This is a genomic window from Streptomyces xingningensis, assembly GCF_054957865.1.
Genome location: NZ_JBDJPF010000011.1, coordinates 105,988 through 119,577 on the forward strand (window position 1 = coordinate 105,988; position 13,590 = coordinate 119,577).

The 13,590-nt window shown below is 72.6% G+C and carries 7 protein-coding genes; 3 read left to right on the top strand and 4 right to left on the bottom strand.

Going from position 1 to position 13,590, the window contains the following annotated elements; all coding sequences use genetic code 11:
• Positions 1-16: 16 nt before the first annotated feature.
• The 4 genes from ABCR83_RS08830 to ABCR83_RS08845 form a co-directional block, all read right to left on the bottom strand.
• On the bottom strand, positions 17-4,831 hold the full coding sequence (locus ABCR83_RS08830) for a DNA repair ATPase (RefSeq protein ID WP_462694302.1): 4,815 nt from the start codon (positions 4,829-4,831) through the stop codon (positions 17-19).
• Positions 4,832-5,072: 241 nt separating this feature from the next.
• Entirely contained in the window at positions 5,073-7,109 is a 2,037-nt protein-coding gene (locus tag ABCR83_RS08835; protein WP_462694303.1) for a flotillin family protein, read from the bottom strand.
• A 55-nt stretch (positions 7,110-7,164) separates the two neighbouring features.
• A complete protein-coding gene (locus ABCR83_RS08840) occupies positions 7,165-7,749 on the bottom strand; it encodes a hypothetical protein (RefSeq protein ID WP_462694304.1) in 585 nt (194 codons plus the stop codon).
• Between the two features lie 137 nt (positions 7,750-7,886).
• Positions 7,887-8,945, bottom strand: coding sequence for a PucR family transcriptional regulator (locus ABCR83_RS08845; RefSeq protein ID WP_462694309.1), 1,059 nt, complete (start codon positions 8,943-8,945; stop codon positions 7,887-7,889).
• 278 nt (positions 8,946-9,223) lie between these two features.
• Between ABCR83_RS08845 and ABCR83_RS08850 the strand changes: the two genes are divergently transcribed.
• The 3 genes from ABCR83_RS08850 to ABCR83_RS08860 form a co-directional block, all read left to right on the top strand.
• Positions 9,224-11,464, top strand: a complete 2,241-nt coding sequence (locus tag ABCR83_RS08850; RefSeq protein ID WP_462694305.1) for a HelD family protein — start codon at positions 9,224-9,226, stop codon at positions 11,462-11,464.
• A gap of 182 nt (positions 11,465-11,646) precedes the next feature.
• Positions 11,647-13,329, top strand: coding sequence for an ABC transporter permease (locus tag ABCR83_RS08855; RefSeq protein WP_462694310.1), 1,683 nt, complete (start codon positions 11,647-11,649; stop codon positions 13,327-13,329).
• A 40-nt stretch (positions 13,330-13,369) separates the two neighbouring features.
• A partial coding sequence (locus ABCR83_RS08860) for an ATP-binding cassette domain-containing protein (RefSeq protein ID WP_462694306.1) occupies positions 13,370-13,590 on the top strand: 221 nt, incomplete at its 3' end.

Genomic DNA, 13,590 nt, shown 5'->3' on the forward strand with positions numbered 1-13,590 from the left:
GCGGTCTCCGGGTGGCTCATGAGGACCGGGCGGTCTCCTCTCCATGGTGCTCCGGGCGGCGTGCGTACGCCCTCTTCACCGCCGCCCAGCGGGCCGCCTGCTCCGGGGTCAGCCGGTGGCGGAGTTCGGCGAGCTTGAGGAGGTTGGCCTCGGCGTCGCTGGTGAGGGTCTGGGCCTCGCCGCGGTAGTGGTCGTCGATGAGCGCCTCGAGCTCGGCGTCGTTCATCACGGGGAGGATGCGCTCGGCGAGCTTGTTGGTGTTGCGGTACGAGCCCTGGAGCCGGAACGGCGGCTCGGTGCGGGAGGCATCGGTCTGGGCCGCGGAGGCGATATAGGCGCGGTTGACGGCGAGCACCGTCTGCTGGACCCGCAGCAGTTTGCCGAGCACCGACCGGATCTGCTCGGACTCGGCCGGGGAGTAGGGGTGGCTCAGCTGGTCGGCCCGTACCGAATCGTCGCCCTGGGCGAGCCTGACCAGCAGTTCCAGGTCGGCGCGGCCGCGGGTGGCGAGGGGGGCGAGGACGGGGTTGGAGGTGAGCGCGTTCTCGATGTGGCTGAGCGCGAAGAGTTCCTCCCGGCCGCCGAGGACATCGCCGAGGTTCCAGACGTCGGCGCGGTTGGCGAGCATGTCGGGGATGCGGAAGACCTGCCCGGACTCGGTGTAGGGGTTGCCGGCCATGCACACGGCGAAGCGCTTGCCCCGCAGGTCGTGGGTGCGGGCCTCGCCGTCCCGGACGCCCTCCATGCGGCGCTGGGCGTCGCACAGGGAGATGAACTTCTGCAGCAGCTCCGGTGAGGTGTGCTGGATGTCGTCGAGGTGGAGGAAGACATTGGAGCCCGCCTCCAGCGCGAAGTTGATCTTCTCCACCTCGCGTCGGGCGGCGGCGTCCGGGGCGGCGGCCGGGTCGAGGGAGGTCGTACGGTGCCCGAGGGCGGGGCCGTCGACCTTGACGAAGACCAGGCCGAGGCGGGCGGCCACATACTCCATGAGCGTGGTCTTGCCGTAGCCGGGCGGGGAGAGCAGGAGCAGCAGCCCCTGGTTGTCGGTGCGCCGGCCGTCGCCGGCGGCGCCGAGCTGCTTGGCGAGGTTGTCGCCGATCAGCGGGAGGTAGACCTCGTCCAGGAGCCGGTTGCGGACGAAGGCGGGCATGATCCGGGGCCGGTGGGCGTCCAGGCGCAGCCGCTCGCGTTCGGCGGCCAGCAGTCGGCCGCGGGCCGCGGTGAAGGCCCGGTGGGCGGGCACCCGGGTGCGGCGGAACTCGCCGGTGCGGGCGAGGAATTCATCCAGCCGGACGGTCAGCGAGCCGCCGGTGATGCGGGGGTGCGCGCCGAGCAGGCCGTCGGCGGTCGCGGTGACCGGGGCGTCGATGTCCCGCCGGTCGAGTGCGGTGCCGCACAGTTCGATGGCGCCGGCCTCCGGTATGTCGCGGGTGTCGTGGGTGCCCTGGGCGTAGCCGCCGAGCCAGGCGGTCACCAGCTGGTGGCGGGCGGCGAGGTCGTCGCCCAGGGCGCGCAGGTCCTCGGTGAACTCCCGGGCGGCGGGCCCCAGTGCGGCATGGAAGCCGGTGAGCAGAGTGCGGGCGGTGCTGCTGGTGGCGAAGCGCGGTGTCCCGGCCGCCAGTTCCTCGAAGAGGTAGCCGCCGAGCGGCCCGCCGTCGCCGGTGGCCGCCGCGAGGGGTGGTACGGACCGGGCGAGGAACCCGGCGGCGGCCGCGGCCAGTTCGGCGGACAGGTCCTCGATCGCCGGTACGGTGCCGAAGCTGTCTCGTGCCCGGGCCAGTGACCGGGCGCGGGTGGCCCATTGGGCGCGCGCCTGTTCGTCGGTGCCATGCGCCCAGAACAGCTGGGCCGCGGCCCGCGCCTGGGGGGAGAACCGCAGCGGTCCGGCGCCGGGGAGCAGCCGGAGCAGCACGGCGAGGATCGCCGTGGCGTCGTGGTCGTGGACGCCCCGGTCGTATCCCTCGTCATGCCGGGCGGTGGCGGCCCGGCGGACCTCGGCCAGCAGCCCTGCCCGGTCGAGCCCGGCCAACTCCCCCGTCGACAGGCCGGATTCGGCCCGGTCCAGCAGCAGGGCCGCCAGGTGCTCGGCGCGGTAGACCTCCGGGGACTCGGAGACCAGCGGCTGCTCCCACAGCTCCCGGTGGGCGGTGAGCTCCCGGTCGTGCACGGGGGCGCGGTAGTCGGTGCCGGTGATGGCGAAGGCGAAGGCGCCCTGGTGCGGGACCAGGGTGAGGTCGATGGTCTGGGTGTTGACGGCGAAGCGGTGACGGCCGAGCCGGATGGTGCCGGTGGTGTCATAGAGCTCGGACCGGTCGCGCAGCGCCCGGGCGGCTTCCTGGCGGGCCGCCTTGAGCCGGCCGTCGAGTTCGCCCGCGCGCACCGGATCGCCCAGGGCGCGCAGCTCCTCGGCCGTGCCGCGGACCTTGCCGACCAGGGGGTCGGAGGCGAAGAAGGCGCTCACCGCGTCGGCGTCCGGCAGGGCGTGGGCCCGGCGGACGACGGTGGCCAGGGTGCGCTGTGCGGAGTCGGCGAGCCGCTGGGCGCGCCGGGCGCGCTCGTCGAGCTGGGCCTGTTTGCGGGTGGCGAAGGCCTCGTGAATGGTGTCGCGCTCGGCGGCGATCCGTTCCAGGTGGTCGTCGAAGGAGCCGAAGCGGGCCTCCAGGTTCTCCACCTGGAGCAGCAGTCTGCCGAGCTGCTCGTCGCACTCCTCGGGGGTGCCGGCGGCCGCCAGGGCACCCGCCACCGACTGGCCCAGCAGGCCGAACTCGGCGGCGAACTCGGCGCGGCCCTCGGCCTCGAGGAGTTCCCTGCGGCGGGCGTCGAGGGTGGCGCGGGCGCGGTTGACGGCGGCCAGGACCTCCCCGGTGCGGGTGAGGATGGAGGTGCGGACGGTGGTGTCGGCGAGGTCGAGGGTGCCGATGATGTCGGTGACCACGCGCAGGCCGTCGGCCTGTTCGTCGATCCGGGCCGCGAGCGGCGCGGCTTCGGCCGCGGTCGCCACGGCCGCGGCCTCCTCGGTGAGCCGTTCCACCGTGCGGTGGGTGGTGGCGAAGGCATCGTCGCCGGCCAGGAAGGCGGCGGCCCGGCGGCCGGTGGCGGTCAGGTCGTCGGTGAGCCCCTCGGCCAGGGTGGCCAGCTGCTCCCGGTCGATGTACCGGATGTCCCGGAGGGTCTCCAAGTGCCCCTGTGCGCGCCGTAGTTCGGTGAGCTGACGCACCCACCCGCCGGCCGTGTCCGGCTGCTCGCCGCGGGTGCGGCGGACCAGTGTGGTGATCCGTACCGCCGCCTCGCCGAGCGCTTCGGCGGCCTGCCGCCGCAGTGCGGTGACCCGGGCGAACTCCTCGGTGACCTGGGCCGCGGTGGCCCGTACGGTCTCCAACGGCTCGGCAAGCGCCTCGAGTTCGGCATCGGCGAGCCAGTGGTGAAGGTCGGCCAGGCGGGTCGCGGCGGCCGTGATCGCCTCGAAGACCGCGGCGGTGGGCGTCATCCCGTCGGCCATCCGCGCCACCGAGAGGCAGTCGGAAATGCCGCGCACCAGATCGGCGTTGCCAATGCGGGCCAGCGGGCCGGTGCCGGTGGGCAGGGCGGCCGCGAAGGTGTCGGAGAGGTAGGTGGTGCTCCACACCTGGACGGGGTGGGTGCGGCTGGGGCCGTCGGGGTGGGCCCGCAGGACGGCCAGGGTCCCGTCGTCGAAGAGCGCCCAGCCGTGCGAGTCGATCGGGGCGGCGGCCTCCTCGCGGATGACGTTGTAGGGCAGCAGCAGGGTGCGGCCCCCGTCCCGGGCGTGGAAGACGAACAGCAGGTCCTCGCCGTTGGGGGACCGGACGACCCGCTCGTACGCGAAGCCGGTGGTGTCGAGGTCGAAGGTCTTGACCTCACCGGTGGCGAGGCAGTAGCCGCCGGGGAAGATCAGGCCCTGGTCCTCGGGGAGCCGGCGGCACGCCTGCCCGATGCCGTCCAGCCGCCGGACGTCCTGGGTGCGGGTGTTGAAGACCAGGTACCGCCAGGCGTTCTCCTTGTACGGGCGGACGCGCAGCACGGTCAGCGGGCCGAGGCGGGCGTGCTGGACGTCCGCGTCGGCGAGCGACTGCAGCGGTTCGTCGACGGGCTCCCGGTGGACGCCCTCGCCGGTCTCGGTGTCGTTCTCGGTCTTGACCGTGAGGCTGCCGTCGGCCGTCGAGAGGTACAGGCCGTCATGGACGGCGATGTGCGGGAAGCGGCCGAGGACCTGGTCGTCCCGGGTGGCCGCGGTCCAGTCGAAGTCATGGGAGGGCGGCAGGGTGTGGTCCCGCTCGCCCTCGGCGTCCAGGTAGGCCGGGCTGCCGTCGGATGCGATGCGCCAGCGCAGTACGCGGATGTCGGTGAGCCGCTCGCCGGTCTGGAAGACGGCGAGCAACAGCTCTTCGGTGCACCGCAGTTGGAGCAGGCGGGCGCCCCGGTAGTAGCGGTGGAGTTCGGTGAAGTCCCGCCGGAAGCGGTCGTCGTCGAGCAGCCCGGGCAGGGCGTCCGGGCCCACCGGTACGAAGTGGCCGTCGGCGGGCCGGTACAGGGCGAAGACATCCTCGACCCGTCCCGGCTCGGCACTCGCCGGGTGCCGGCCGGTCAGCAGCAGCCCGCCGACCTGTGCGAGGTCGCGGGCGGTGACGGCCTGTTCGCTCTGCAGGCGGTCGGTGCGCAGCAGCTCCAGGGCGCGGCCGCCGAAGGCCCCGATGCGGCGGGTGTTGAGCTTGTGGGCCCGGCCCCTCAGCTCGCGGGCCGCGTCCGCGAGTCTGCCGCGCAGTATCTCGTACGTCCCGGCTTCCAGCGTGGGCTCGGCACCTTCGGTGCTCACGTCTTTCTCAGCTTCCCTTCGTCATCTCGCCGTGCGGGGTGGGGCGTTCGCCCCGGTCCCCCGCAACGCGGCTGCGCCGCCATGCGGCTCCGCCGCGCGGCGCGCGCAGCGTGCTGCGGGGTCCGGGGCGGAGCCCTGAAGCGGGGTGCAGGGGGCGCAGCCCCCACACCGGGGCCCGGGGGCGGAGCCCCCGGAGGAAACGGTGAAAGGGCGGGGCCGGGGCACAACCCCCCGGCGCGCCCTACTTCCGTGCGCCGTTGAGCTGCTGCTGGCCCGGGCCCAGCAGATCGGCCAGCTTCGCATCCGCGAGCCCACTGGCCTGTACGGAGTCGAGAACCTTCCGCAGGCCATCGGCCCGCGGCCCGCCCCCGGCGATCAGCCGGCCCAGCGCACCCGCGAGCGTCAGATCGCGCAGCCCGGCCGCCCCCAGGCCCGAGGCCATGGCGGTGAGGTCCGCGGTGAAGGTGGAGCCGTCCTGGTCGAGCCAGGGACCGGCCAGGGTCCGGACGGTCTCGGACCGGTCGACGACGGCATCGATGCCCTTGCCCAGCGCTATGGAGCCCATCAGCCGGTCGAAGAAGACGCTGTCCCCGCCGACGATGTCGATCTTCGCGTTCTCCAGCCCGGTGGCCAGCACCGTGGCCTGTGCCTCGGCCACTTGACGGTGCACGTCGATGCCCGCCAGCCGGATGTCCTTCTCGGCCTCCAGCCGCAGCCGGAACTCTTCGTGACCACGGCTCGACGCGTCCAGTGCGGCCATCGCCGCCGCCTTCTCCGTCAGGCCCTCGGCCTCCGCCTTGAGCTTCTGCTTGAGGCCCTCCGCTCCCGCGAAGGCCTTCTCCTTGGTCACCTCGGCCTCGGCCCGGCCGACCTTGGCGATGGCCTCCGCGTTCCGCTCCCGGACCTCGACCTGGGCCAGGCCCTCCGCCGCGGCGTCCGCCCGCCTGCCCTCGGCGAGCCGGACGGCCGACTGGGAGTCCAGCTCCGCCGCCTTGCGCCGCGCCTCGGCGAGGGTGAGCTGCTCCGCGGCCCGGTGCGCGGCGGCCTGCTCGGCCGCCTCGGCCGCCTTGATGTCCTTGACCAGGCGCTCCTGGGCCGCCGCCTCGGCCCGGATGACCAGCGCCTGACGCTCGCGCTCGGCCTCCTCGACCTTGCGCAGCTTCTTGATCTCCTCCTCCTGCGCGGCGACGGTCTTCTCGACCGCGATCCGCTCCCGGACGACGTCGGCGATCTCCCGCTTCTCGGCCTCGACCTCCTTGTCGGCCGAGATGCGCCGCAGCTGGGTCTCCCGGTCGCGCGCGATGACCTCCAGCAGCCGGTCCTTCTCGATGCGTTCGTTCTCGACGGCGATCACCCGCTCGCGGTTCTTCTGCGCGACGGCGACCTCCCGCTCGCGGTTCTCGTTCTGGATCCCGAGCGCCTCCTCGGTCTTCAGGTGCGCCGCCTGGGCCCGCAGCCGCTCCTCGGCCTGCACCTTGGCCGTCTCGGCCTCCTCCCGCGCCCGGACGATCCCGATCTCGCGGGCCTGCCGGATCTCCGCGTCGGCCTGCCGCCGCTCCAGCTCCAGGACGGCCTCCCGGGCCTCGACGTTCTGCCGGGTGATCTCCTTCTCCTCGGTGCGCTGGTACTCATTGGTGCGCACATGCTCGATCGCGGTCAGCTCGGTGATCTTCCGGATGCCCTGGGCGTCAAGGATGTTGGAGGAGTCGAGCTGGCTCATCGGCGTCTGCTCGAGGAAGTCGATGGCCGCGTCGTCGAGGTGGTAGCCGTTGAGGTCGGTGCCGATGACGGCGATGATGCGGTCGCGGAACTCCTCGCGCTTGGTGTAGAGGTCGACGAAGTCCAGCTGCTTGCCGACGGTCTTGAGCGCCTCGGAGAACTTCGCGGCGAAGAAGTCCTGGATCGCGCTCCGGTCGCTGGCCCGCTGGGTGCCGATCGCCTGGGCGACCTTGATGACGTCCTCGACGGTCTTGTTGACCCGCACGAAGAAGTTGATGTGGATGTCGGCCCGGATGTTGTCCTGGCAGATCAGGCCCTCGCGGCCGGTCCGGCGGATCTCGACGGTCTTCACCGAGATGTCCATCACCTCGGCCTTGTGCACCACGGGCAGCACCACGGCGCCGGTGAACGTCACATCGACCTTGCGGGACTTGGAGACGATCAGCGCCTGGCCCTGGGGCACCTTGCGATAGAGCCGGGTGACCGCGAGGAAGACGACGAGCACGATGAGCAGGACGACGGCGACGAGCACGCCGACGCCCATGGTGATGGCATCCATCGGTTGAAATCCCTTGGTTGTGCGGGGACAGGAGCTTGAGCGGTGGGTGTGGGGGTCAGACGGCCGGGCGGTAGGGGTCCAGCGCACTGTCGTAGGGCGTGACCCGGAAGAACTCGCCGTCGGCGTCGTAGTCGAAGATGAGCGCGGTGCTGCCCGCGACCAGTCCGGCCTCGTCCGTACGGACCTGGACGGTGGCCGTCGACCCGTCGTCCGAGGTCACTTCGGCCTGGCCGAAGTCGGAGGTCACCCGTCCGGTACGGATCACACAGGTGCGGCCCACGAAGTCGGCGCGCGAGGCCGCCCGTTCAGGGGGCAGCAGCCGGCGGCCGAGCCGCCGCACCAGGCGGACGGCGATCCAGGCGGCGGCGAGCGCCACCGGCAGCGCGGCGGCGCGCAGCCAGGGCCGGTCGGTCAGCGCCGTACCGGCCAGGCTGATGAACCAGGCGAGGGCGATGGCCAGGGACACCGCCACGGTGACCGGCACCTGGGCGGCGCCGGCGTCCATGCCGTCTCCCCCGTCGAAGGCATCGGCGCCGGCTCCCCCGGCCAGCACCAGCAGCCAGTACGCGACCACCACGAGCAGCGCGAAACTGAACAGGACGGCGGGAAACTCCAGCGCCGCGCGCATGAAGTCGCCCATTCGTTCTCCCGTTCCCTGTGCTGGTGCCCCGTCATGGTGACATCGAACAGCCGTCCGCCGCATTGCCGGTTTCCGGCAGTCTTTATGAGTTCCTAACGTCCTGTTGACGCAGGGAACCGGAGCCGGATGCTTGGCGTCTACAGCGACGTGTCCGGCCAGCCCAGCAGCCGGGCGCCCATCGCCGCGGTCTCCAGGGTGAAGCGCTGCAGGGCGTCACCCGGGTCATAGCCGGTCAGCGCCTTGATCCGGTCCAGCCGGTAGGAGAGGGTGCGCACGCTGATCTTCAGCCGGCGGGCCGCCTCCGCATTGACATAGCCGGCCGCCGCACAGGCCGCGATGGTTTCCAGCAGCGGCCCGGCGCCGCCCCGCGAGGCGGTGAGCGGACCGAGCACGGTGCGCACCAGATCGGCCATCGCCGCCCGGTCCCTCAACAGCACCGGGAAGACCAGCAGATCGGCGGCGCGCAGCACCGGGGCGTCCAGATCCAGCCGGTCGGCGAGCTCCAGCGCCCCGAGCGCCTCCTCATAGCCGCGCACCACCCCGCCCGCCCCGGAGTGCTCCCGGCCGATGGCGACCCGCCGCGCTCCCCGGTAGCCGGTGCCGGGCAGCCGCGCGTACTGGGCGAAGGCGTCGACGACCGCATGGTCACTGCCCGCCGCAATGCAGACGAACCGCCCCTCCTTGGTGGCCAGCAGCACATCCCGCTCCGCGAACCGGCTCACCAGCTCGCGCTCCACCCGGCGGACCACCGGGTGCACATCGTCATAGGCCGTCTCGCCCTCGGCCACCGCGACCAGGTGCGCCCGGGCCAGCCGCAGCCCGAAGCGGTCGGCGCGCTCCGCCAGCCGCCCCAGGTCGCTGCGGCCGTACAGCAGGTCGTCGACGAACTCCCGGCGCGCGGCCTCCTCCTGGCGGACGGCCAGCCGCTGCGCCCGTTCATGGCCCTCGCCGAGCGCGCAGACCGCCGCGTCCACGGCGGCGAGCAGCGCCTCGCCGGTACGGGCCCGTTCGGCGGCCGCCGCGGCCCGGGCGACCCCGGGCAGCGATCCCCAGGCCCGGCGGACCTCGCCGAGATACAGCGCGATCAACGGCCGCCAGCCATAACCGGCTTCGGCCGCGCGCTCGCCCAGCGCCCGCAGCACGTCCAACTCGGTGCGGCGCGGCGCCCGGCCGGTCTCGGAGACCTCGGCGAGCATCCCGGTGCAGCCGTCCAGGAACTCCGCCGGTATGCCGCTCTTCACCCTCGTACCCCTGAACCCGTTGAACTCATCGATCTCATTGCCGACTTCCGGACACACGGACAGTACCAAGCCTGCCGGGTCCCGGAAATTCCAGGGTGCGGGGGCACATAAAAACCCCGGACCCATATTGACGGCCGGGGCAATTCTCTGCGAATATAGGGGATTTCCACGCCCTGTTGAATTCAGGGTGCGGAAAGGGTTTATGGCCACATGATATCGGGGCGGGAGTCGAATTGTCAAACGAGGAATTGCACCGGGAACAGGAATTCCTTGATCTGCTGTACCGGTGCCTGGACGGGCTGCGGGCCGGGGCCGAGGCAGCAGTGCGCGAGGCCCTCTCCCGGGACGGGAAGGGCTTCCAGCAACGGCTGGAGCGCGATGTGCTGGTGGCCGAGCGGTCCGGGCTGCTGGCCGCCTTCAACTCCGGGGAGAACGGACTCTGCTTCGGTCGGCTGGCATTCCGGGACGGCCGCGATCACCACATCGGCCGGATCGGCATCCGGCGTGACGACGCCGAGCGGACCCCGCTGGTGGTCGACTGGCGGGCCGAGGTGGCGCGGCCGTTCTATCTCGCCACCGGGCACACTCCGATGGGCCTGCGTCGCAGGCGCCATATCACCACCGCGAATCACCGGGTCACCGCGCTGCACGACGAGATCCTGGATCTCGAGGACACCGTGCGCACCGGGCATGAGGGTACGGACGCGGACGCCGTGCTGCTGGCCGCGCTGGATGCGGCGCGGACCGGCCGGATGCATGACATCGTGCAGACCATCCAGGCCGAGCAGGACCGGATCATCCGGGCCCCGCACCGGGGCGTCCTGGTCGTCGAGGGCGGCCCCGGCACCGGGAAGACCGTGGTCGCGCTGCACCGGGCCGCCTATCTGCTCTACGCACACCGTGAACTGCTGGCCCGCCGCGCCGTGTTGATCGTCGGGCCCAATCCGGCGTTCCTCGGCTATATCTCGGAGGTGCTGCCCTCGCTCGGCGAGACGGGGGTGCTGCTCGCCACGCCCGGCGAGCTCTTCCCCGGCGTGACGGCGACCGGCACCGACAGCCCGCGGGCCGCCGAGGTCAAGGGCGGCGCCGCGATGGCCGGGGCGCTGGCGCGCTGGGTGGCCGGCCGGCAGGTCCTGCCGGATCCCGCGATCGTGATCGCCCACGAGGACGGCGAGCTGCTGCTGGACGCGGACCTGGTGGCCGAGGCACGGAGCCGGGCACGCGGCACCGGGCTGCCGCACAACCTCGCCCGCCCGTACTTCGCGTTCCACGTCATCGACGCACTGACCGCGCAACTGGCCGACCGGCTCGGCGCGGACCCCTACGGCGGACCGAACCTCCTCGGCCCGGACGACATCGCCCAGCTCGGCAAGACCATCGCGTCCAGTGCCGAAGTGCGCTCCGCCATCGAGGAGTTGTGGCCCGTCCTCACCCCGCAGCGGCTGGTCGCCGACTTCCTCGCCGAGCCCGTCCACCTCCCGGACGCCGACGCGGCCGCGATCCGCCGGGCGGGCGGGGCCTGGACCCCCGCCGACATCCCGCTGCTCGACGAGGCCGCCGAACTCCTCGGCGAGGACGACTCGGCGGCCCGGGCCGCCGCCGAGGCGGAGCACCAGGAACGGATCGCCTACGCCCAGGGCGTGCTCGACCTCTCCTACGGCTCCCGCACCCAGGAGTTCGAGGACCGCGGCGACGAGGACTCGGAGGTGCTGTCCGCCCATGACCTGATCGACGCAGAGCGGCTCGCCGAGCGGCACGAGGAGGCCGATCACCGCAGCGCGGCCGAGCGCGCCGCCGCCGACCGCACCTGGGCGTTCGGCCACATCATCGTGGACGAGGCGCAGGAGCTGTCCGCGATGGCCTGGCGGCTGCTGATGCGCCGCTGCCCGACCCGGTCGATGACCCTGGTCGGCGACCCGGCGCAGACCGCCGAGCCGGGCGGCTGCGGCTCCTGGGAGACGATCCTCGCGCCGTACGTGGGAGACCGCTTCGAGCACATCGGGCTGGGCGTCAACTACCGCACCCCGTCGGAGATCATGGCGGTCGCGGCCGGGGTGATCCGGTCCGTGAACCCCTCCTTCGAACCGCCGCGCTCGGTCCGTTCCACCGGCGTGCGGCCCTGGGCGCAGCACGCCCCGGACCTGCCCCGTGCGGTGGCCGACGCGGTCGCCGGGGAGCTCCGCGCGGAGGGCCGCCTCGCGGTGATCGCCGCCCGCGGGCGTCACGCGGCGCTGTCCGCCGCGCTTCCGGCCGCCTCCGCCGGAGCGTCCCCGGACCTGACCGCTCCGGTGGTGCTGCTCGATCCGCGGCAGGCCAAGGGCCTGGAGTTCGACACGGTGATCGTGGTGGAACCGGCGGAGTTCGGGGTGAGCGATCTGTATGTCGCGCTCACCCGGGCCACCCAGCGGCTGGGCGTGGTGCACACGGAGGCGCTCCCGGCGGGGCTGGACGGGGCACTGCGGTCCCGCGGCTGAGCCCGCGCGTCGGGCGGCGCGGCACACCGCCACGTCCGGCGCGCGCATCCCGCGGCTCCGTGGTCGACTGGGATGCGGAGCAGCCCGGAAGGCCGGAAGGGAGCCCGGCCGTGTCCGTCCCGTCCCGATCCGCCGCCGCATGGGGCTCCCTGTCCGCCCGGGTGTCCGGGCGGCTGTCCCGCATGTCCTGGGTGGACGTGGTGGTGGCGGCCGCGGTCCTGGTGGGCCTGTATCTGCTGCTGCGGGTGGGCAAGGGTGCCACGGTCTCGTTCGACCCGGCCCAGGTGGTCAAGGTGGACACCGATCCCGCGAAGCTGCCGTACTACGCGGTCCGCAGCCTGCTGCGGATGTTCGCGGCGCTCGCGGCCTCGGTGGTCTTCACCCTCGCCTACGGCTGTGCGGCGGCCCGCAGCAGGCGCCTGGAGCGGGTGCTGGTGCCCGCCCTGGACATCCTGCAGTCCGTGCCGGTGCTGGGCTTTCTGACCGTCGCGGTGACGGGCTTCGTCTCGCTGTTCCCGGGCTCCCTGCTGGGCCTCGAATGCGCCTCGGTATTCGCGATCTTCACCTCGCAGGCCTGGAACATGACGTTCGGCTTCTACCACTCGCTGATCACCCTGCCCCGGGAGCTGGACGAGGTCTCCCGCTCCTTCCGCTTCACCCGCTGGATGCGGTTCTGGAAGGTCGAGCTGCCCGCCGGGGCCATCGTGCTCATCTGGAACGGGATGATGAGCTTCGGCGGCGGCTGGTTCTTCCTGGTCGCCTCCGAGGCGATCAGCGTCTCCAACCACCACTACGCACTGCCCGGCGTGGGCTCCTACGCGGGCACCGCCATCGCCGACGGCGACCTGGGCAAGGTCGGCTGGGCGGTGCTCACCATGGCGGTCATGGTGGTCGGGGTGAACTTTGTCTTCTGGCGGCCGCTGACCGCCTGGTCGGAGCGGTTCAAGAACGAACAGTCCGAGGCCACGGACGTTCAGCGGTCGCTGGTGCTGGACTTCCTGCACCGCTCCTCCTGGCCGCGCCTGCTGGCCCGGCCGGCCCGGCCGCTCGCCGAGGCGCTGGGCCGGGCCGGCCGGCTGCTGGGCACCGACGACCGCCCGCTCGCGGTCAGCCCGGTCCGCCGCCGGGCCGGTGACCTGGTCTTCGCGTTGGTGGCCGGCGGGCTGGTCGGCTGGGGCGTGGCCGACCTGCTCGGCTACCTCGACTCCCGTACCGGGCTGGGGGTGTTCGGGGAGCCGCTGCTGCTCGGCCTGGCCACCCTGGCCCGCGTCCTGGTGCTGGTCGCCGTCGCCACGGTGGTGTGGGTGCCGATCGGGGTGAAGATCGGGTTCTCGCCGAAGCTGGCCCGCATCGCCCAGCCCTTCGTACAGATCCTGGCCAGCTTCCCGGCCAACTTCCTGTTCCCGGTGGCCACCTGGTTCTTCCTGGAGACCGGGCTCTCCATCAACTTCGGCGGCATGCTGCTGATGGCCCTCGGCGCCCAGTGGTACATCCTCTTCAACACCATCGCCGGGGCCGCCGCCGTCCCCTCCGACCTCCGCGAGGCCATGAACGACCTCGGGGTGCACGGCCGGCAGCGCTGGCAGCGGCTGATCGTCCCGGGCATCTTCCCGGCGTATGTGACCGGCGGCATCACCGCCTCCGGCGGGGCGTGGAACGCCTCGATCGTCTCCGAGGTGGTCACCTTCGGCGGCACCACGCTGACCGCGACCGGCCTGGGCGCCTACATCTCCCACGCCACCTCGCACGGCGACTATCCACATCTGATCGCCGGAATCACGGTGATGGCCGTCTATGTCGTCGGCCTCAACCGACTGCTGTGGCGCAGGCTCTACCGCCTCGCCGAAACCCGCTACTCGCTGTGAGCCTCCGGATGTGAGCCTCCGGAAGAGAGGAGCCCCGCCCATGGCACCGAGCGCCGGACCCGGCGAGACCACCCGCCCCCGCATCGCCGACGGCGAGGTCCTGCTCACCGCCGAGGCGGTCACCAAGTCCTACGCGGGTGCCGACGGCGAACTGCCCGTGCTGGCCGGGATCGACCTGACCATCCGCGCCGGGGAGATCGTCGCCCTGCTCGGCCGCTCCGGCTCCGGCAAGTCCACCCTGCTGCGCTGTCTGGCCGGACT